10 protein-coding genes and 2 pseudogenes are annotated in these 21,774 nt (G+C 72.3%); 5 read left to right on the top strand and 7 right to left on the bottom strand.

Translation table 11 applies throughout. The annotated features are described in order from the left end of the window. Window positions 1-47: 47 nt before the first annotated feature. Together QQM72_RS39915 and QQM72_RS39910 are read left to right on the top strand one after the other, a co-directional pair. Window positions 48-1,682, top strand: a complete 1,635-nt coding sequence (locus QQM72_RS39915; protein WP_314225710.1) for an alpha/beta hydrolase — start codon at window positions 48-50, stop codon at window positions 1,680-1,682. Window positions 1,683-2,113: 431 nt separating this feature from the next. Beyond that, window positions 2,114-3,622, top strand: a complete 1,509-nt coding sequence (locus tag QQM72_RS39910; RefSeq protein WP_314225709.1) for an MFS transporter — start codon at window positions 2,114-2,116, stop codon at window positions 3,620-3,622. Window positions 3,623-3,760: 138 nt separating this feature from the next. Here the strand turns inward: QQM72_RS39910 and QQM72_RS39905 are convergent, their stop codons facing one another. The 5 genes and pseudogenes from QQM72_RS39905 to QQM72_RS41065 all read right to left on the bottom strand — a co-directional run. Continuing rightward, entirely contained in the window at window positions 3,761-5,377 is a 1,617-nt protein-coding gene (locus tag QQM72_RS39905) for a glycoside hydrolase family 13 protein (protein WP_314225708.1), read from the bottom strand. Window positions 5,378-5,551: 174 nt separating this feature from the next. Continuing rightward, window positions 5,552-6,427 carry a carbohydrate ABC transporter permease gene (locus QQM72_RS39900; RefSeq protein WP_314225707.1) on the bottom strand — a complete coding sequence of 292 codons (876 nt, stop codon included), beginning with the start codon at window positions 6,425-6,427 and terminating at the stop codon, window positions 5,552-5,554. A gap of 19 nt (window positions 6,428-6,446) precedes the next feature. Then, window positions 6,447-6,824 (bottom strand): annotated as a pseudogene (locus QQM72_RS39895) (carbohydrate ABC transporter permease); the annotation flags it as partial. 264 nt (window positions 6,825-7,088) lie between these two features. After that, window positions 7,089-8,099, bottom strand: coding sequence for a LacI family DNA-binding transcriptional regulator (locus QQM72_RS39890; RefSeq protein WP_314225706.1), 1,011 nt, complete (start codon window positions 8,097-8,099; stop codon window positions 7,089-7,091). Window positions 8,100-8,314: 215 nt separating this feature from the next. Continuing rightward, a pseudogene (locus QQM72_RS41065) lies at window positions 8,315-8,731 on the bottom strand (discoidin domain-containing protein); the annotation flags it as partial. 532 nt (window positions 8,732-9,263) lie between these two features. On the opposite strand from QQM72_RS41065, the gene QQM72_RS39880 reads away from it, so the two are divergent. Then, window positions 9,264-12,692 (top strand): CARDB domain-containing protein, encoded by a 3,429-nt coding sequence (locus QQM72_RS39880; RefSeq protein ID WP_314225705.1) that lies wholly within the window; start codon window positions 9,264-9,266, stop codon window positions 12,690-12,692. Between the two features lie 161 nt (window positions 12,693-12,853). On the opposite strand, the gene QQM72_RS39875 is transcribed toward QQM72_RS39880, so the two are convergent. Both QQM72_RS39875 and QQM72_RS39870 read right to left on the bottom strand, forming a co-directional pair. Further along, window positions 12,854-13,687 carry a class I SAM-dependent methyltransferase gene (locus tag QQM72_RS39875; protein ID WP_314225704.1) on the bottom strand — a complete coding sequence of 278 codons (834 nt, stop codon included), beginning with the start codon at window positions 13,685-13,687 and terminating at the stop codon, window positions 12,854-12,856. Between the two features lie 221 nt (window positions 13,688-13,908). Continuing rightward, on the bottom strand, window positions 13,909-17,025 hold the full coding sequence (locus QQM72_RS39870; protein ID WP_314225703.1) for an AfsR/SARP family transcriptional regulator: 3,117 nt from the start codon (window positions 17,023-17,025) through the stop codon (window positions 13,909-13,911). Window positions 17,026-17,488: 463 nt separating this feature from the next. Between QQM72_RS39870 and QQM72_RS39865 the strand changes: the two genes are divergently transcribed. Together QQM72_RS39865 and QQM72_RS39860 are read left to right on the top strand one after the other, a co-directional pair. Continuing rightward, window positions 17,489-17,842, top strand: coding sequence for an Lrp/AsnC ligand binding domain-containing protein (locus tag QQM72_RS39865; RefSeq protein WP_314225702.1), 354 nt, complete (start codon window positions 17,489-17,491; stop codon window positions 17,840-17,842). Window positions 17,843-18,162: 320 nt separating this feature from the next. Then, window positions 18,163-21,441: a LamG-like jellyroll fold domain-containing protein gene (locus QQM72_RS39860; protein WP_314225701.1), complete on the top strand. Its 3,279-nt coding sequence runs from the start codon at window positions 18,163-18,165 to the stop codon at window positions 21,439-21,441. Window positions 21,442-21,774: the final 333 nt, after the last annotated feature.

Below are 21,774 nucleotides of genomic sequence, written 5' to 3'. Positions count from 1 at the left end.
TGACCCGTGAGCACTCGGCCACACAGCAGCCCAGGGGGAAGGACACCATGACAACTCCACACCGCATACCGAGACGCTTCGGGCGACTCGGCGTCCTCGGAGCCGCGTTGACGGCACTCGTGGTCGCCGGGACGGGGACGGCGACCCGGGCGACGGCCGGGCCGGACACACCCGCGACCCCGCCCGTGCCGTCGCTCACCTGGAGCGACTGCCAGGGCGGCTTCGAGTGCGCGAACGCCGACGTGCCGCTCGACTACCGCGAGCCACAGGGCAGGACCATCACCCTCGCGGTGGTCCGGAAGAAGGCCGCGGACGGCACGAAGCGCAAGGGCACGCTCTTCATGCAGCCCGGCGGGCCCGGCAACTCCGGCGTGGACTTCGTGCGCAACAACTACGCGGACCTGCCGGCCGCGCTCCGCGACTCGTTCGACGTCTTCGGCTACGACGTGCGTGGTGTCGGCCGCAGTTCGGCGCTGACGTGCTTCGACGACACGCGCTACACGCAGGCGGTCACGCAGGCGAAGGGCGTGCCCGGGCCGGATGCCTACGGGCCGGCGCTGAAGGAGGCCGCCGAGTTCGACCAGGCCTGTGAGGACAACGCGGGCGAGCTGCTGCCGTACATCGGCACCGAATACGTCGCCCGGGACATCGACCTGCTGCGTCAGGCGCTCGGCGAGCAGCAACTCACTTACTACGGGCGTTCGTTCGGGTCGTACATCGGGACCGTCTACGCGGCCATGTTCCCCGAGCGGGTGCGGGCGCTGACGCTCGACGGCGCCTACGACCCGGTCCACTACGCGAACCGGCCGTACGCCTACGACCGGCCGCAGTACCTGGCGCTGGACGGCGCGATGGGCCGCTTCCTCGACTGGTGCGCCGCCGATCAGGCGACCTGCGGGTTCGGCGACGGCGACCCGCGCGGGGCGTTCGAGAAGCTGAAGGCCGATCTGGACGCCGATCCCGTGCCGACCGCGAACGGCGGCCGGGCCAACGGCTACACGCTGGTCTACCGGCTGATGTTCAACATCAACGAGGGCAAGGTCATCTGGCCCTCGTTCGGTGCGGCGCTGCGCAAGGCCCAACTGCGGGACAACACCTCCTTCCTGCTGCGGCCGCCGTCCCCGGCGAGCTTCGACTTCCTCGGCCCGAACGTGGCCGTCGAGTGCGTCGACCGGGACTACCCGCGCGATCTGCGTCGGCTGAAGCGGAACGTCACCGCGAACGCGAAGGACGCGCCGCTGCTCGGCCCCGCGATGGCGTACGGTCCGCCGACGTACGACCACCAGCACGCCACCGCGTGCGTCCAGTGGCCCGGCGAGCGGATCAGCCGCTACGACGGCTCCTACCGGGCCAAGGGCTCGGCACCGATCCTGGTCCTCGGCACCACCGGCGACCCGGACACCCCGTACCAGGACGCGGTGGCGCTGTCGCGACAGCTCGACAACGCCTCGCTGCTGACGTTCGAGGCGGAGGGGCACACCGCGTTCGGGCGGAGCGCCTGCGCGACGGACGCGGTCATCGCCTACCTGGTCGACCTGAAGGTCCCGGCCAAGGGCAAGACCTGCGCGGACGAGACCCAGCCGCCTTCCTCGACACCGAAGGCGGCCCCGCCCGGCACCACGCTGAACGAACTCCGCAACGGTGTCGACGAGCGCGTCGAACGCATCGGCGCCGTGCACTGACGGTTCCGAACACCGACCCCGAGGCGCCGGCCCTTCACGGCCGGCGCCTCGGCGTCGGGCGACCGGGGCGGCACGCCGTACAGCCGCCGCGGCGGAAGTACCAAAGTCCCCGATCCCGACGAGCCGGCGGACGCCATGACGGAGCGCCGCGCCCGTCTGTTCACCACCGCACGTGACGTGCTCGGCCCGTAAACCCGGTCGCCCCGTCGGGCCGGCCGCGACGACCCCGGCGCGCCGTGTCCGTGCGCCCCAGGCGATCCGGGGCAGTAGCTCCGGTGTGCGCCGGAGGATCGATGCGGCTCAGAATGCACTCAGGACACGGCTGGGCGCACGGGGTGCCGGACGACGGCACCGGGGTACAGGGGGCACGACGGGGCGCCCGCACCGCGTGAGCAGGTGTTCTCGGACGCGGCCCGGCGAGAGGAGGCCCTGTGACGGCGTCGGCGAAGAACGGAAGTCCGTTCGCTCAGGAGAGCGGTTCCGAGCAGGACCCGAACCGGTGGCGGGCTCTCTGGGTCACCCTGGTGGCCGGTTTCATGAGCCTGCTGGACGTGACGATCGTGGCGGTCGCCCTGCCCACCGTCCAGCGCGAGCTGCACGCTTCCGCCGCCCAGGTGCAATGGGTGGTCTCCGGGTATGCCCTCACCTTCGCCCTCGCCCTGGTCACCGCGGGCCGCCTCGGTGACGCCCTCGACCGACGCCGCATCTTCCTGCTGGCCCTGAGCAGCTTCGTGATCTTCAGCGCGGCCTGCGGCGCCGCCCCCGACATCACCTGGCTGGTGGTGGCCCGCCTCGCCCAGGGGCTGGCGGCCGGCTTCATGGCTCCGCAGAACTCCGCGCTCATCCAGCAGATGTTCCGCGGCGCCGAGCGTGGGCGGGCTTTCGGCTTCTTCGGCGCCACCGTCGGCATCTCCTCCGCCGTCGGCCCGCTCACCGGCGGCGCCATCCTCGCGCTGGCCTCCGGCTCCGAGGGCTGGCGCTGGATCTTCTACGTCAACGTCCCCATCGGCGTTCTCGCCGTCCTGCTCGGCCGCCGGCTGCTGCCCCGCACCCGGCCGTCGGGCCGGGGACACGTGGACGTGCCCGGCGTCCTGCTCCTCGGTCTCGGCGTCCTCGCGCTCATGTATCCGCTGGTCCAGGCGGACTCCGGCGGGCTGGGCCGCCTGTGGTGGCTGTTCCTCCTCGGCGCCGCGCTGCTCGGCGTCTTCGTGCGGTGGCAGCGGCGTCTCGTCGCCCGGGACGCCCAGCCGCTGCTCGATCCTCGCCTGTTCACCACCGTGCGCGGCTACGCCGTCGGCGCCGGGGTCGGCACCCTGTACTTCATCGGCTTCAGCGGCGTCTGGCTGGTCTTCGCCCTCTTCTACCAGGGCGGGCTCGGCTTCTCGCCGCTGCGGTCCGGCCTCGCCGTGACACCCTTCGCCATCGGCTCGGCGAGCGCGGCCGTCGTCGCCGGCAGGCTGGTGGACCGGTTCGGCCGGCTGCTCACCGTGTGCGGCCTCACGGGAGTGATCACCGGCCTGGGCGGTGCCGCGCTGCTGCTCCGCTTCGCGCCCCTCGGCATCGCCCCCTGGGCGGCGGCCCCGCTGCTCTTCCTCGGCGGCATCGGCGGCGGCTTCGTGGTCTCGCCGAACATCACCATGACCCTGCGGGACGTCCCGGTGCGGATGGCGGGCGCGGCGGGCGGCGCCCTCCAGACCGGTCAGCGCCTCGGCGCCGCGATGGGCACCGCGGCCCTGCCCGGCCTGTACTACCTGACGCTCGGCGAGGGTGACGACTACCGCGGCGCCCTCACCGTCGCGCTGGTCGCCGCCCTGGCGGGGATGGGAGCGTCGCTGGCCCTCGCGACCGCCGACTGGCGGCGCGACAGACGGACGCGGCGGCCGCACGAGAAGTGCCCGGACGAGGTCGCCCATGATCCCCTGCACTCCCGCCAGTCCTGATCCGCGGGCCACGCCGTCGGGCCCGGGTGAGGGGCACGGCGGCACGGCGACGGCGGACACGGTGCCGACGTCGAGGCGCCCGGGACCGGCCGGCAGGCCCGGACGCCTGCCCCGGCCCGGTGACGGTGTGCGGGTCGCTCATGCGCGCAGCCAGATCGCGGTGTCGCCCGGCAACCGGCCCGTGGCGTCCAGGGGGCCGCTGGCGAGCAGGACGTGATCATGCTCGGGGAGGGTGGCCGGGGCGGCGGTCAGGTTGACCACGCAGACCAGGCCGGGCGCCCGGCGGAACGCGAGGACCCCGGCCGGGGCGGGCAGCCACTCCAGCGGGCCGTCGCCGAGGCCCGGCTCGGTACGGCGCAGCCGCAGCGCGGTGCGGTAGAGGACCAGCATCGAGCCGGGGTCGGCGGCCTGGAGGTCGGCCGCGTACGCGGACCAGCCCGCGGGTTGCGGCAGCCAGGGCTCGGCGCGCGAACCGAAACCCGCGTACGGGGCGTCGGCGGTCCACGGCAGCGGGACCCGGCAGCCGTCACGGCCGGGGTCGGCGCCTGCGGAGCGGAAGTGCATCGGGTCCTGGATGCGCTCGCGTGGGATGTCCGCCTCGGGCAGGCCGAGTTCCTCGCCCTGGTACAGGTAGACGGAGCCGGGCAGCGCGAGGGTGAGGAGGGCGGCGGCGCGGGCCCGGCGGGTGCCGAGCGCCAGGTCGGTCGGGGTGCCGTACTCCTTGGCCGCGAAGTCGAATCCGGTGTCCGCACGGCCGTAGCGGGTGACCGTGCGGGTCACGTCGTGGTTGCACAGCACCCAGGTGGCGGGCGCGCCGACCGGGGCGTGCTCGGCCAGGGTGTCGTCGATGGCCGCGCGCAGCCGGTCCGCGTCCCAGGGGCAGGCCAGGAAGTTGAAGTTGAAGGCGGTGTGCAGCTCGTCGGGGCGCAGGTAGCGCGCGAAGCGCTCGGCGTCCGGCAGCCAGACCTCGCCGACGAAGACACCGTCGTAGGCGTCGGCGACACTCCGCCAGGAGCGGTAGATCTCGTGCAGTTCGTCGCGGTCGATGTACGGGTGGGGGTCGCGGCCCTCGACGAAGTCCGGCAGGTCGGGGTCCTTGGCGGGCAGGGCGGCCGAGTCGATGCGGACGCCGGCCACACCCCGCTCGAACCAGAAGCGCAGGACGTCCTCGTGCTCCTCGCGGACCGCCGGGTGGGCCCAGTTGAGGTCGGGCTGCTGGGGGGTGAACAGGTGCAGGTACCACTCGCCGTCCTCGACCCGGGTCCAGGTCCGGCCGGCGAACTGCGACGGCCAGTCGTTGGGCGGGAGTTCGCCGTGCTCGCCGCGTCCGGGGCGGAAGTGGAACAGCTTGCGCTCGGGGCTGCCGGGTCCGGCGGCGAGCGCGGCCCGGAACCACCGGTGCTGGTCGGAGACGTGGTTGGGAACGATGTCGACGATGGTGCGGATGCCGAGGGCGCGGGCCTCTCCGATCAGCTTCTCGGCCTCGTCGAGGGTGCCGAAGGCGGGGTCGATGGTGCGGTAGTCGGCGACGTCGTAGCCGCCGTCGGCGAGCGGGGACAGGTACCAGGGGGTGAACCAGACGGCGTCGACGCCCAGTTCGGCGAGATAGGGCAGTCTCGCCCGTACGCCCGCCAGGTCCCCCGTGCCGTCGCCGTCGCCGTCGGCGAAACTGCGGGGATACACCTGGTAGATGGCAGCGCCACGCCACCAGTCGTCCGTGGGGGCGGGGGTCCTGTCGGGGTGCGGGGCTGCCACGTGACGGTCCTTTCGGGGCAGGGGTGGTTCTCCGCCGCCGCCCCGGACAGCGGGGCGTCGGATACGGGGCGGCGGCAGAGGATCGGAAGGGGTACCGACGGGCCGGGCGGGCGCGGCAGCCACGGCCGGCGGGAGGAGCCGGGGAACGCCGGGCGCCGGGCGGACTGGTCGGCTTCAGCCCTTGAGGCCGCCCGCGGTCAGTCCGCTCATGATGTTGCGCTGGAAGAGAAGGAACAGCAGCAGGGTCGGCAGGGACGCGATGGTGAGGGCGGCTATCAGGACGTTCTCGGGCACGCTGGTGGCGAGCGAGTAGATGCCGACGGCGAGGGTCTGGCCGGTGGGGTCGGGCAGCACCAGCATCGGCCAGAGGAAGTCCTTCCAGACACCGACGACCGCGAAGATCGACACCACGCCGAGGATGGGCCGGGAGATCGGCAGGACGACCGACCACAGGACGCGCAGCGGACCCGCGCCGTCCATGGCGGCCGCGTCCAGGAGTTCCTTCGGGATGGAGTCGAAGAACCGCTTCAGCAGGAAGATGTTGAAGGCGTTGGTCACCGAGGGCAGCCAGATCGCCCAGGGCGAGTTGAGCAGGTTGCGCTCGACGATCGGCATGTCCAGCACGGTGAGGTACTGCGGGACGACGAGGACGGTCGCCGGGATCATCAGGGTGACGAGCATCAGCCCGAGGATCGCCTTGCCCAGGGCGGGCCGCAGCTTGGACAGGGAGTAGGCGGCGGCGACGTCCAGCACCAGCTGGAAGGCGAGCGCGCCGAACGCGTAGTACAGGGTGTTCAGGAGCAGCCGGGCGAGGTCCATCACCTCCCAGGCCCGCTGGTAGTTCTCCGGGTGGACGGAGCCGGGCACCCAGGTCGGGGGTGTCTGGACGGCTTCCTGGGTGGTCTTGAGCCCGCCCGACGCCATCCAGTACAGCGGGCCGAGGAAGGCCAGCGTGAACAGGGCGACGACGAGCGCGAAACACAGCCAGTAGAGCAGCCTCCCGCGCGGACGGGCGAGGGCTGCGGGCGAGATGAGCGTGCGTGTGGACATGTCCGTGTCTCCCCCGGTCCTACTCTTCGGTGGCGCGGTTGAGCCTGGCGTACACGGCCGAGAAGACGGCCAGCGTGACGAGCAGGATCAGGCCGAGCGCCGCCGCGGCACCGTAGTTGTTGAAGTTGAAGGCGTACTGGTAGATCAGGTAGACGACGGTCGTGGTGGACCCCTCGGGTCCGGCGCCGCCGGTCAGCAGGAAGGGCTCGATGAAGACCTGCATGGTGGCGATGATCTGCATGAGCAGCATCAGCGCCAGGATCAGCCGGGTCTGCGGGATCGTCACGTGCCACACCTTGCGCAGCAGGCCGGCCCCGTCGAGTTCGGCGGCCTCGTACAGTTCGCCCGGGACGCTCTGGAGCGCGGCCAGGTAGATGAGGGTCGCGCCGCCCTCGCCAACAAGGGTGCGCAATATCCCGCGCTGATTTCGCAATTGCTTGACAGAGCAACGCAGATGGAGCAGCTGACACCCGGCGATTCCCTGCAAGTAGGTGTCGAGTACGGAACATCACGTACCGCTTCCCGGACGCGCGGCGTCGGACCGGCGATGACATGACACGGCCGGCCCACGAGGGTCCGTGGGCCGGCCGATGACGCGGCGGGCGACGTACGCGAGGAGCGGCGTACGTGAAGGGCGTGCCGAACGACGGGGTGGTCTCCGTCAGTCGCGCGGCGCCTGGGCCGTGGAGCCGCGCACGACCAGTTCGGGCTCGAACAGCAGCTCACCGGGCGGCACTTCGCCGCCCTGGATCTGGGTGCACAGCAGCTCCACGGCGGCACGCCCCATGGCCTCGATGGGCTGGCGCACGGTGGACAGCGGGGGCTCCGTGCAGTTCATGAAGGCGGAGTCGTCGAAGCCGATGACGGACACCTGCTCGGGCACCGCGAGGCCGCGCCGCCGGGCGGCCCTGATGGCGCCGAGGGCCAGCGGGTCGCTGGCGCAGATGATGCCGGTGACCCCGCGCTCCAGCAGCCGCGAGGTGGCCGCCTGGCCGCCTTCCAGGGAGAACATCGAGCGCTCCACCCGGTCGTCGGGGAGCGGGGAGCCGGCCGCCTCGGCGGCGGCCTGGGCGGCGGCGAGCTTGCGCCGGGAGGGGATGTGGTCACGGGGCCCGAGGACGACCCCGATGCGCTCGTGGCCCAGCAGGGAGAGGTGGCGCCAGGCCTGTTCCACCGCGACGGCGTCGTCGCAGGAGACGCAGGGGAAGTCCAGCTCCTCGATGGGCGCGTTGATCAGGACCACCGGGATGCGCCGTTCGGCGAGCTGCCGGTAGTGCTCGTGCGGGGCGTCGGCCTGCGCGAACAGCCCGCCGGCGAAGACCACACCGGAGACGTGCTGCTGAAGCAGGAGATCGACGTAGTCCGCCTCGGAGACGCCGCCCTTGGTCTGGGTGCACAGCACGGGCGTCAGCCCCTGCTGGGCCAGTGCGCCGCCGATGACCTCGGCGAACAGCGGGAAGATCGGGTTCTGCAGCTCCGGCAGGACGAGTCCCACCAGGCGGGCGCGTTCGCCGCGCAGCTGGGTGGGGCGCTCGTAGCCGAGCACGTCCAGCGCCGTCAGCACCGACTGACGGGTGGTCTCGGAGACCCCCGGCTTGCCGTTGAGCACCCGGCTGACGGTGGCTTCACTGACCCCTACCTTCTTGGCAACCTGAGCAAGTCGTCGCGTCATGGGCGCAAGGCTAGCGCAAGCCGCGCAAACGGCTTGCGCCAGCCAGGGCCACAATGTTCAGTTTCCGTCAGGATCCATGGCTCTCTTGCGGACCGGCGTTCAGGGATTGATGTTGATCTTGAAGGTGGAGGTGGTGTTCCGGATGTCCACGGCGTTGCCGTTCAGGCGCAGTCCGTTGAAGGTGACCTCCCCGACCGCCGGCCCCTGGCCGGCCTGACGGTGTTGCTGACGCCGGAGACGTTACCGGCGGCGTCCTCGGCGCGCACGAAGTAGGAGACCGTGGCGCTCGCGGGCCGGGTGTCGGTGCAGGTGGTGGCGTTGCCGGCGACCGAGGTCAGCGGTTCGTCGTCGGCGTAGACGTCGTAGCCGGTGACGGCGGTTGAGCCGAGGTCGGTCTGGACCCATTGCGGCAGGTCGCCGCCCGCGCTCTGCCAGTAGGTGCCCTGGTCGCCGTCGGTGATGTTGCGGGCGGCGTACTCGGCGTGTGCGCTGCCGGCCGCGGTGGGCCGTCCGGCAGCGAGGTTGGGGCCGTCGGCCGCCGAGGCGTCGGTCAGTGACGACGCGCCCAGCATCAGCAGGCTGGTCGTGAGGACGACGGCCATGGCCCGCCATCCCCTGCGCTTCGGTCTCATCTCTCCCCGGTCTCCGTCCCGTCCGCCGTGGCGCGGAGGGACGCGGTTGCCTGATGGGTCGGCTCGACGGTGCGCCGGACACGCCTCAATGTGCGGGACAGGGCACCGCTTTTGCGTGAATCGCTCAGACAGTTGCAGACCGACAGGGGTTCGTCCACCGTCGGGACTGTGGCGGCTCCGAGCCGCTCATCCCCTGGACGACCTGTGAAGGCGCCGGGATCAGCGACTTTCGTGCGGGCTTTCACGATGACGCAAGCGGATCCGCAAGCAACGCAAGTCGCTTGCGTGGTCAACTCCCGCTACTGCCGGGACCGTTGACAAAGCGGAGACACGCTAGAAACCTGTGGGCGTACTTTCCGCAAAGAATCGACTGTTCAACTCAATTTACGTGCACGGCAGGCGCTTCCCACCTCGGGTCGGCTCCCTCGGGACCGCTCGCACGCTCCTCCCCGCGTCTCCCGCGTCTCCCCGCACCTCCAGGGGCCGCCCCGCCGTGCCCTCCCCCGTGTTCACCGACCGAACAGAGGACCTCATGAGTTGGAGACCACCGGGCCGTCGGCCCGTGACCGCCGCGGTCGTCGCCGGGCTCCTGTCGACCGGCCTGCTTCCGCTGGCCTTCGCCTCCCCCGCCCAGGCGGCTCCCGACGCGGCCGACGTCAACCTCGCCCTCGGCCGCCCCGCCACGGCGGGCGGCGCGCACGCCGAATACCCCGCCCGCAACCTCACCGACGGTGTCCAGGCCTCCTACTGGGAGGGCCCGGCGGGGTCCTTCCCGCAGTGGGCGCAGGTCGACCTCGGCGCGGCCCGGGAGGTGGACCGGGTGGTGCTCAAACTCCCCACCGGGTGGGGCAGCCGCAACGAGACCCTGTCGTTGCAGGGCAGCGGCGACGGCTCCGGCTTCAGCACCCTCGCGGCCTCCGCGGTCCGCGTGTTCGACCCCGCCCAGGCCAACACGGTGTCCGTCGCCCTGGCCGCCCCGGCGGACGTGCGGTACGTCCGCGTCAACGTCTCCGGCAACACCGGCTGGAACGCCGCGCAGCTCTCCGAGCTGGAGGTGTACGGCGAGGACGGCGGCACGGACCCGGGCGACCCGCCGCCGGCCGGCACCAACCTGGCCCGCAACAAGCCGGCCGAGGCCACCTCCTCCACCCAGTCCTACGTGGCCGCCAACGCCACCGACGACTCCGTCTCCACCTACTGGGAGGCGGCCGGTCAGCCCTCGGACCTCACCGTCGAGCTGGGCGCCGACGCCGATGTGACCGACGTGGTCCTCAAGCTCGACCCCGCCCCGGTGTGGGCGGCCCGCACCCAGACCGTCCAGGTCCTCGGCAGGCAGCGGTCCGCGAGCGGCTTCACCTCGCTGGCCGCCGCGAAGTCGTACTCCTTCAGCCCGGCGAGCGGCAACACGGTGACCGTCCCGGTCAGCGGCCGCTGGTCCGACGTACGGCTGCACTTCACCGCCAACTCCGGTGCGCCCGGCGGGCAGGTCGCCGAGTTCCAGGTCGTGGGCACCGCCGCCCCCGCGCCCGACCTGACGGTCACCACGCTCGACTGGACGCCGGCCGCGCCCAGCGAGCGGGACGCGGTCACCGTCAAGGCCACCGTGCGCAACGCGGGCACCGCGCGCTCCGCCGCCACCACCGTCGAGGTCAGTGTGGAGGGCACGGTCGCGGGCAGCGCCGCCGTTCCGGCACTGGACCCGGGCGCCTCGGCGACCGTGGACGTCGCCACCGGTACCCGTGCGTCGGGCAGTTACGGCGTGTCGGCCGTCGTCGACCCCCGGAACACCGTCCCGGAGCTGGACGACAGCAACAACAGCCGTACGGCCTCGAACAGACTGGTCGTCACCCAGGCGCCCGGCCCCGACCTGGAGGTGGCCTCGATCACCACCAGCCCGGCCAACCCGTCCGTCGGCCAGGCCGTCTCCTTCACCGTCGCCGTGCACAACCGCGGGATCAGCGCCGCTCCGGCCGGCTCGGTGACCCGGGTCCAGGCCGGCTCGACCACCCTCGACGGCACCACCGGCCAGGTGGCCCCCGACGCCACGGTGAACGTGGCGATCAGCGGGACCTGGACGGCCGCCGCGGGCGGGGCGACCCTCACCGCGACCGCCGACGCCACCGGGAGCGTCGCCGAGACGAACGAGAACAACAACGTCCTCACCAAGTCCCTGGTGGTCGGCCGCGGCGCCGCCGTGCCCTACACCGAGTACGAGGCGGAGGACGGGCGGTACACCGGAACCCTCCTCACCGCCGACGCCCAGCGCACCTTCGGGCACACCGACTTCGCCACCGAGTCCTCCGGCCGCAGGTCGGTCCGGCTCACCTCGACCGGCCAGTACGTGGAGTTCACCTCCACCGACGCGGCCAACTCCCTCGTGGTGCGCAACTCCGTGCCGGACTCCGCGTCCGGCGGCGGCGCGGACGCCACCGTCAGCCTGTACGCCGACGGCGCCTTCGTGCAGAAGCTGACCCTGTCGTCCAAGCACAGCTGGCTGTACGGCACCACCGACGACCCTGAGGGACTGACCAACCGGCCCGGCGGTGACGCGCGGCGCCTGTTCGACGAGTCACACGCGCTGCTGTCCAAGAGCTACCCGGCGGGCACCGTGTTCCGCCTCCAGCGCGACGCGGGCGACTCGGCCGCCTTCCAGGTGATCGACCTGGTCGACCTGGAGCAGGTGGCTCCCGCCGCGTCCAAGCCGGCCTCCTGCACCTCGATCACCGAGTACGGCGCCGTGCCGAACGACGGTCTCGACGACACCGACGCCCTCCAGCGCGCGGTCACCGCCGACCAGAACGGCCAGATCTCCTGTGTGTGGATCCCGGCCGGGCAGTGGCGTCAGGAGCAGAAGATTTTGACCGACGACCCTTTGAACCGGGGGCAGTTCAACCAGGTGGGCATCCGGGACGTCACCATCCGCGGCGCGGGCATGTGGCACTCCCAGCTGTACACCCTGACCCCGCCCCAGGAGGCGGGCGGCATCAACCACCCGCACGAGGGCAACTTCGGCTTCGACATCGACTCCAACACCCAGATCTCCGACATCGCCGTCTTCGGCTCGGGCACCATCCGCGGCGGCGACGGCAACGCCGAGGGCGGCGTCGGTCTCAACGGCCGCTTCGGCAAGGGCACGAAGATCACCAACGTGTGGATCGAGCACGCCAACGTCGGTGTCTGGGTGGGCCGCGACTACTCCAACATCCCCGAACTGTGGGGCCCCGGCGACGGGCTGGAGTTCTCCGGGGTGCGCGTCCGCGACACCTACGCCGACGGCATCAACTTCGCCAACGGCACCCGCAACTCGACCGTCCACAACTCCTCCTTCCGCAACACCGGCGACGACGCGCTCGCCGTGTGGGCCAGCAAGTACGTGAAGGACACCTCGGTGGACGTCGGCCACGACAACCACTTCCGCAACAACACGATCCAGCTGCCCTGGCGGGCCAACGGCATCGCGGTGTACGGCGGTTACGGCAACACCATCGAGAACAACGTCGTCTCCGACACCATGAACTACCCGGGCATCATGCTGGCCACCGACCACGACCCGCTGCCCTTCACCGGTGAGACCCTGATCGCGGGCAACGCCCTGTACCGCACGGGCGGCGCGTTCTGGAACGAGGACCAGGAGTTCGGCGCGATCACCCTGTTCGCCCAGGGCCAGGACATCCCGGGCGTCACCATCCGGGACACCGAGATCCACGACTCGACGTACGACGGCATCCAGTTCAAGACGGGTGGCGGCGCGATGCCGGGCGTGAAGATCACGAACGTGCGCATCGACAGGTCCAACAACGGCTCCGGCATCCTCGCGATGAGCGGCGCCCGCGGCAGCGCCACCCTGTCCGGCGTGACGATCACCGGCTCGGCCCAGGGTGACGTACTCATCGAACCGGGCTCGCAGTTCACGATCACCGGCACCCCGAACGGGGCGACGGGACGACGCGACGCCTACTGAGCATGAGCGGTGGGCGCCCGAGAGCGGGGGCCCGCCGCGCCGCGCCCTCGCCGTTCCGCTCCGGCGATGAGGTTCCCGGAGCGCAACGGCGATCGTCCGATGTCCACTGCGCGCCCACTACACGGATCGCCCCCTCGAACGCGGGCGCCGTACGACCTCCTCTAGTCGGGGGACCTGTCGGCCGTGACCAGCGAGTACTCCCATTCCATGGCCCCGTCCGCGAGGTGCCGGGCGGCCAGGTCCACGAGCGCCGTGTCGAGGGCGCTCACCTTGTCGGGGTCGTCGGCGATGGCGGCGTAGACGGCGAGGGCCGGGCCGTAGCAGCGTTTGAAGAAGTCCCGGAAGTCCTCCGGCCCGGAGAACACGTCGACGCGCAGCGACCGCCGACGGGCGTCGACGCCGGTCACGCGGTCGCCGAGCAGAGAACGCACGTGACCCTCGTCGCCCCACAGCGGCGCCGGCTGCGCTCCGGGCGGCGGCGGGGGCGCGTACGGGCGCATGGCGGCGAACATCTGCCCGACGAAGCCTTCCGGAGTCCAGTTGACGAGGCCGATCTTCCCGCCGGGTCGGCAGACGCGCACCAGTTCGTCGGCGGCCCGCTGGTGGTGCGGAGCGAACATGACGCCTACGCAGGACACCACGGTGTCGAATTCCGCGTCCGCGAAAGGCAGTTCCTCGGCGTCGCCCTCGCGCCACTCCAGCTCGGCACCGCGCTCGGCGGCGAGCCGGCGGCCGGCCTCCAGGAGTTCCGGGGTCAGGTCCACCGCCACCACGTCGGCCCCGGCGAGGGCCGCGGGAATGGCGGCGTTCCCCGAACCGGCCGCGACGTCGAGCACCCGGGTCCCCGGCTGGACACCGCTCTCGCGCACGAGCTCCGGTCCCAGGTCCGGGATGACGTCCGACGCCACGAGGGGATAGTCGCCCAGCGCCCACATGGCGCGGTGCTTCGCCTTCAGGGCCCGGTCGGCCCGGGTCGCCTCACTCGCCTCGGACATGACGGATCCCTCCGCTGCGGCACCGCTCGCCTCCGGCTCCGGGCGGGGGCCACCGCCTCGGACCGCCGCGCCCGAGCCTCGCCGACTCCGGCGCCTTCTCTCGACTGTCTCACGGTTCGACCCGCCCCGCCCCGCCTGCGGACGGGACTGCCGCACCGCGATATCGAGGTGCCGCGGCCGTGCGGCGCCGCGGTGCGCAGGCCCGACCGACCCGGCCGGGGCTACGGACGGGGCCCCGTCACCGTGGCCAGCCTGGTCCTGATCGCGTCGGCCTCGGGCATGCCGAGTTCGGCGTAGAGGGTGAGCGCACGCTCGTAGCGGCACTGGGCGGGGGCGGTGTCACCGAGCGCGTGATGGGCCGCGCCGAGTCCGCCGAGGGCGCGGGCCTGCTGGCCCGGGCTGCCGATGTCCTCGGCGATGGCGAGGGCGTCGGTGTGGTGGACGAGTGCCTCGGCGGGCCGGCCGGCGGCGCAGACGGCCTCGCCGAGCCCGTTGAGCGCCCTGGCCTCGCCGTCCCGGTCGCCGTTCTGACAGTAGAGGGTGAGCGCCTGCCGCTGGCATTCGGCGGCCTGCGCGTGCTGGTCCCGCCGCGAGTGGACGACGCCGAGGCTGTGCAGCGCCCCGGCCTCGCCGTACCGGTCACCGACTTCGCGGAACAGGGCGAGGGCCTGCTCCTGGCGGCGCGCGGCCGACCCCAGCCGGCCGAGTCGCGTCTCGACCGTGCCGAGGTCGTTGAGCGCATGGGCTTCCAGGTAAGGGTTGCCGGCCAGCCGGAGCAGGGTCAGGGCCTGCTGGAGATGACCGGCGGCCTGTCCGTAGCGGCCCAACTGCCCCTCCACGGAGGCCAGGTCCTTGAGGGCGATCGCTTCGCCCCACCGGTCCTCGACTCTCCGGTACAGCGACAGCGCCTGTTCCAGGTACGCGACGGCGGGCAGGAAGCGGCCCAGCCGTTCCTCGAGGAGGCCGAGGTTGACCAGGGCACGGGCCTGGCCGGTCGGGTCACCGGCCTGCCGGAACAACGTCAGCGCCTCCTGGAGGTGCTGACGTGCCGGTTCGTGTCGGGCCAGTTGCCAGTAGGCGGTGCCGAGGCCGAGCAGCGCCCGGGCCTCGCTCAGCGGGTCGGCGATCAGGCGGGCGGCGTCCCGGGCGTGGCCGTGCATCGTGAGGCCGTCGGTGTGATGGCCGCTGATGAGGTAGCGGTACAGGGTGAGGGAGAGCCGGATGGCGTGGGTGGGCCGGCCGCGGGCGGCGGTGTGGGCGGACACCGCCGTCAGACACGTCCGCTCGGTGTTAAGCCAGGCGCGCGCGGCGTCGGGATCGGACAGGTCGGGCACGGGCGTGGCGGGTTCGGGAGCGGCGGGCCGTAAGTGGGCCTCGGCCGGGTGGAGGCAGTTCATGGCGGCGGCCGCGGTCGCGAGGTAGTGGTCGAAGAGCCGGTCGAGCGCCGCCTCGCGGACCTGCGGCGCGTCCTCGGCCGTGGCGAGGCGGGTGGCGTAGGCGCGCAGCAGGTCGTGCATGCCGTACCGGGCGGCTTCCATGGGCTGGACCAGATGGGCTCGGGCGAGGGCGTCGAGGGCACGGCGGGCATCCGCCAGGCTGCTGCCGGTCAGCGCGGCGGCGGCGTGGGCGTCGAGGTCGGGGCCGGGGTGCAGGCCGAGCAGCCGGAAGGTGCGCGCCACGTCCGCCGGGAGGTGCCGCAGCGACCAGGAGAACACGACGGCGACGGCGGCGCGGGGGTCGCCGTCCGCGTCGAGCAGGTCCAGCCGCCGCTGCTGGTCGGCGAGTTCGGTGACGAGGCCGGAGAGCGGGGTTGCGGGGCGGGCGGCCGCGAGCTCCGCGGCGACCCGCAGTGCCAGGGGCAGTCGGGCGCACTGCGCGGCGAGGGCGTCGACGGCGGCGGGTTCGGCCTCGGCGCGGGGGCCGACGAGCCGCCGCAGCAGGGCGCGGGCGACGGCGGCGGGCAGCAGGTCGAGGTCGAGGCGGTGGGCGCCCTCGCGTGCGACCAGCCCGGCGAGGCTGTCGCGGCTGGTGACCAGGACCGCGCAGGAGCCGGTGCCGGGCAGCAGTGGGCGGACCTGCTCGGCGGTGGCGGCGTTGTCGAGGACGATCAGCATGCGCCGGCCCGCGACCTCGGTGCGGTAGCGCGCCGCGCGGTCGTCCGCCTCCGGCGGGATGTCCTGTCCTGACACCCCGAGCGCGGTCAGGAACCGGCCCAGCGCGTCGAGGGCGGTCATGGGCCGCTCGGGGTCGTAGCCGCGCAGGTTCACGTACAACTGACCGTCCGGGAAGCGGTCCCGGGCCCGGTGCGCCCAGTGGACCGCCAGGGCTGTCTTGCCCACGCCCGCCGTCCCGGACACCGCCGAGACCACCACCGCCGTCGGCCGCTCCGCTGCCGCGACCAGGACCTTCTCCAGCCGCGCCAGTTCCTCCTCGCGGCCGGTGAACCCCGCTGCTTCCATGGGCAGTTGTGCGGGCACGGCTCCGACGCTCCCGATGCCGGTGCCGGTGCCGGTGCCGGTGGCCGTGCTCGTGCCTGTGTCGGGCGGTGTGCGACGGGCGGTCGGTGCGGCTGCCCGCCCGCTCAGGATCGCCGCGTGTTCCCGCCGCGCCTCGGCTCCCGGAGCGGTTCCCAGTTCGTCGGCCAGCCGCTTTCGCAGGGCTGCGTAGCAGGCGAGCGCCTCCGGGGCGCGCCCGGCGGCGTGCAGCCCCCGCATCAACGCCACGGCGAGCGGCTCGGTCAGCGGGTGCTCGGCGACCAGGACCGACAGCGTGTCGACCACCACGACGTGGCCGCCGACGCGGAGTTCGGCGTCCGCCCAGGCCAGGACGGCGTCGAGGCGCTGATGCAGCCAGCTCTCCCGGGTGCGTGCCGCCCAGTCGCCGGGCAGTCCGGCCAGCGGCTCGCCCTGCCACAGGCCCATCGCCTCCCGCAGGGTCGCCACCCGTACCGCATCGGAGCGGTCGGTCCGCCGGGCCCGCTCGACCAGGCTCCGGAAACGGTGCACGTCGACCAGGTCACTGGGCACGTCGAGCCGGTAGCCTCCCGATCCGCGCAGCAACGACGGTGCGGTGGGCGGGACTTCGGCGCCGCCGGTGAGGTGCGGGGCCGTGTCCAGAAGGACACGGCGCACCCGGGCGATGTGGGCGTAGAGCGTGGCGCGCACCTGTGCGGGCGGGTCCTCGCCCCAGACCCGGTCGATCAGCGTCTCGGCCGCCACCCAGCGGCCCGCGTCGACCAGCAGCGCCGCCAGCACCGTACGCCGTTTGGCGGGGCCCAGATCCACAGGGCGGCCCGCCGCCCATAACTCCACAGGCCCCAGCAGCCGAAATCCCGTCACGCCGTCTCCCCCGCCCCACCCTGCGCGCATCGCCCGTCCCCACCAGGCGTCACCCAATCACCCGGCCACCTGCGGAGCAAGGTTTACGCAAGGTCGTCGACCACCTCCCCGGTGCACCGTGATCCCGGCAACCGACCCGCTTCACCACACGCGGACTTGAATCCCGCGGGCGGGCCGCCGGCTGATGGAGGAACACTGAGATCGAAGCGGATTGCGGACCGTCCGTCCGGAGGACCGTGCGGCCGACTCGGCGTGGGCGGCTCGGGCGACCCCGGCGTGGTCCACGGCGACCACACGAATCGCCTCGCGCTCGGCCGGGGCTGGTAGGACGGCTCCCCGGCGAACACCGTGTACGGGCACGACGTCGCCTCGGACAACTGGTGCGTGTGAACCCGTCCACGGCGCGAAGGACACTCCTCACGGTGCTCCTTGCGCTCACCGCGGACGGGCTGCTCCCACGGGGGTGAGCAGCCCGTCCGCGGCCCCGCGCCACTCGAAGAGCGTCCCCTGTCGGGCACCACCGCGACAGACCGGGGAACGACGCTACCGCGGGGGCGGCGGCGCGGATGGCGGCGTCGGCGGCCAGGCCGGGAGGCCGGTCGGCGTCGGCGACCACGTCACCTCGGGCCCGTACGACTTCCTCGTCCACGTCGCCGTCCCGGATGTCGACAGCGTGTACGCCTTCGTCGTCGATCGCCTCACCGAGCGCCGCGAGGTCGCCGACGTGCAGACCACGATGCTCTACGAGCACGTCCAGCCCCGCTGCGTCGAGCCGACCAGCCCCGATCGGCCCCGCTCCGCACGCAGAAGCCGCTGACCGGCCGTATCCCTTCGCCGGGCCGCGGCGAAGCCCACGAGGGTGCGGCAGGCAGGCTGCGGGCCCGCCCCGTCGAGGGCGACGGCTTCGCACCACCTTGACCGTGGCGGCTGGGAACGGCGGCGGACAGGGTGCTGCGTGAGGTCTGGACACTCCCCTGTGAGCGTGCTGTCATACCGCTGTCACAGGATTTCCAACGTTGAAAAGGCCGCTTGACCGAGCGTCCCGTCACCGGTGTGCAGTTGTCCTCAGCGGGCTCCCGGCCAGGAGCCCTCACTCCCGCCGGGCGTGGTCACGGCCTCTGTACGAGGAAGGGTTCGATGACACGACACGCCACCCGCCCCAGAGCCAGAGTGTGGGCGCTGCTCGCCGCGGCCGCCCTGATCCTGCCCCCGAGCGGGCTGCTTCCCACCGCGGCGGCCGCGGAGCCGCCGAGCAGCGCGTCGGCCCCCGCCGCCGAACGGGCCGCCGTCGAGACGCACGGCCTGAAGGGCGAGTACTTCAGCATGTCGGCGCCCGGCGCCCGGGACTTCGACCGACTCGGCGGCACCCTGCTCGAGCCACAGATCAACTTCTCCGGACTGACCGGTACCTTCCAGGAGTTGACCGGGCGGACCGAGCACACCACCGCGCGCTGGACGGGCCGGATCGAGGCGCCGGCCACCGGTGACTACACCTTCTACGCCGTCGGCGACAACGGCTTCCGGCTCTACGTCGACGACCGGCCCGTCATCGACCACTGGGTGGGTGACTGGGACCGGGAGCAGACCAGCGCCGCCGTCCGGCTGACCGCCGGCGAGCAGCACGACTTCCGTCTGGAACTGTTCCAGGACACCGGTGGCGCCAACATGTACCTGCGCTGGTCGACGCCGACGATGCCCAGGCAGATCGTGCCGATGTCCGCGTTCACCCCGCCGGCCGACTTCGAGGTGTACCCGGTCGAGATGTCGGTCGCGGAGAACGGACGGCGGCTGCGCGCCCGGTTCGACGGCGGAGTGGGCGGCATCCAGGGCCTCAAGGACCATCTGAAGGTCGAGGCCGACACGACCGCCATGCCGATCAGGTCGGTGACGGCCGTCCCCGGCGACCCCACCTCCCTCAGCATCGACCTCACGGAGCCGATCCAGCGCAGCCAACTGGTCAGGGTCTCCTACGACGGTGAGGGCGCGCTGACGGCCGACGGCGAGAGCGTGCCGAAGGTCATCCGCTACGCCGACAACGCCTCCACCCACCGGCTCACCACCGAGTGGGGCGACGACCTCGACAAGAAGCACCCGCTGCCGGAGTACCCACGCCCCCAGCAGGTGCGGTCCCAGTGGAAGAACCTCAACGGCCCCTGGCAGTTCGGCGCGGCCGAGGCCGCGCAGGAGCCGGTCTTCGGCAAGAAGCTCGACGAGACGATCATCGTGCCGTTCCCGGTCGAGTCCCAGCTGTCCGGTCTCGAACGGCACGAGGACCACATGTTCTACCGCAGGCTCGTCGACGTACCCAAGAGCTGGAAGGTCGGCGGGGGCGGCCGGGCCGACCGGCTCAGGCTCAACTTCGGCGCCGTCGACTACCAGGCCCGCGTCTACGTCAACGGCACGAAGGTCGCCGAACACACCGGCGGCTACAACGCCTTCAGCGCCGACATCACCGACGCGCTCAAGGGCACAGGACCGCAGGAGATCGTCGTCGCCGTCACCGACACCGGAGGCGCCGACCAGCCCATGGGCAAGCAGTCCACGAACCCTGGCGGCATCTTCTACACCCAGACGTCCGGCATCTGGCAGACCGTCTGGATGGAGCCCGTCGCGCCCGCCTCGATCGACGGCGTCGTCACGACGCCCGACATCGACACCGGCACCCTCGCGGTGACGGTGAACTCCGAGGAGGCCTCCCCCGCCGCCCGGGTCGAGGCCGTCGCCCGCGACACCCGCGGCAGAGTCGTCGGCAAGGTCACCGGACCGGCGGGCCGTGAACTGCGCCTGCCGGTGGCGAAGCAGCATCTGTGGAGCCCCGACGACCCGTACCTCTACGACCTCGACGTCACGCTCACCGACGGCAGGTCGACCGACCGGGTCGGCAGCTACTTCGGCATGCGCGAGGTCGGCATCGAGAAGGTGGGCGGCTTCGACAAGCTCGTCCTCAACGGCAAGCCGATCTTCTCCCTCGCCACCCTCGACCAGGGGTTCTGGCCCGACGGCCTCTACACCGCGCCCAGCGACGAAGCCCTCGCCTTCGACCTCGAGGCACACAAGAAGCTCGGCTTCAACGCCGTCCGCAAGCACATCAAGGTCGAGCCGCAGCGCTGGTTCTACCACGCGGACCGGCTCGGCCTGCTGGTCTGGCAGGACTTCGTCTCCGGGAACCTCACCAACGCCACCGGCCAGAAGGCGTTCGTCGACCAGGGCAAGGAGGTCGTGCGCCAGCACCACAACTCGCCCTCCGTCATCGGCTGGATCGTCTTCAACGAGGGCTGGGGCGAGTGGAACCGCGAGGAGACCGGCCGCATCACCGAGTCCGTCCGGGCCGCCGACCCGTCCCGCGTCGTCAACGCCCACAGCGGCGTCAACTGCTGCAACTCCAAAGGTGATTCGGGCAAGGGCGACATCATCGACCACCACGACTACAACAACACCGACCCCGCCTTCCCCGACGGCGACGGCCGGGCGGCGATGGACGGTGAGCACGGCGGCTTCGTCCTGCGCACGCCGGGCCACATGTGGCCGGGCGCCCCGACGGTGATCTACAGCGGGGTCGACACCAAGGAGGAGCTGACCCGCAAGTACGTCGAGAACACCGAGCGGTTCTATGTCGAACAGGCCGGCGCCGAGCTGTCGGGTTCGGTGTACACGCAGATCACCGACCTGGAGAACGAGCTGAACGGCCTGTACACATACGACCGACGCGAGATAAAGGTAGATCCCGGCCAGGTGCGGAAGATCAACCGCAGGGTGATCGCCGCCGGCGCCGCCGCGGGCCGCGCGGGGCCGCCGAAGGGCGGCGGACACTGGAGCCTCGACGAGGGCACCGGCACCCTCGCGAAGGACGAGGGCCCGAACGCCACGCCTCTCGCCCTCCGCGAGGGTGCCTCCTGGACCCCCGGCGTCAGCGGCAGCGCCCTGCGGTTCGACGGTCGGAAGCAGTACGCCGAGACCGCGGGACCGGTGCTCGACACCGCCGGCAGCTACTCGGTGGCCGCCTGGGTCCGGCTCGACGCGATCCCCGGCAACTACGCCACCGCGGTCAGCCAGGACTCCCGCGCCACGGCCAACTCCTTCTACCTCCAGTACGGCCACGGCACGTTCGCCTTCAGCACGCCCGGCGAGCACCGCGCCCAGGTGGCCGTCCCCGCGGAGACGGGCCGCTGGTACCACCTGGTCGGCGTGCGGGACGCCGCGAGCAACCAGATCCGGCTGTACGTCGACGGAAAGCTCGCGGCGACGGCCACCGGCGGCACCGCCCTTCCGAGCACCGGTCCGCTGACCGTGGGGCGCGCCCACTGGGACGGCGCGAACGTCGACTTCTGGAACGGCGCGGTCGACGAGGTCCACGGCGTCGACCGGGCGCTGAGCACCGAGGAGGTGAGCACCCTCCACGCGGAGGAGAAGCCCTGAGCAACCGTGTTCGGCAGACGGTGGCGGCCTCGTCCCTCGCGGGGCGAGGCCGCGCTCCTGCCCGGCAGCGGCTCACCAGTTCTTTGCCGGCCCGGCAAGCCGTGGCCGACGACGGCGACGGCTACGGCTACGGCTACGCGACGGCGACGGCAGGAAGCTGCTCGGCAACCGGATCCGCCAGTCGTGGACGTTCCCGTCACGCTGAGGCTCAGCCGGGCCTCAGACGCACGAGACCGGTCCCGGTAGTACCTGCGGCACTACAACGCCTAGTTGTGGCTGGCCACGCCGGGCGGCACGCACACCTGGGACAACCCCGCCCTGTTCGCCGAGGAC

It is taken from the genome of Streptomyces zaehneri (assembly GCF_032248645.1).
GTDB classification, from domain to species: domain Bacteria; phylum Actinomycetota; class Actinomycetes; order Streptomycetales; family Streptomycetaceae; genus Streptomyces; species Streptomyces coriariae.
The sequence above is the reverse complement of the archived record's forward strand: the minus strand, read 5'-3'. Positions and strand labels throughout refer to the sequence as shown.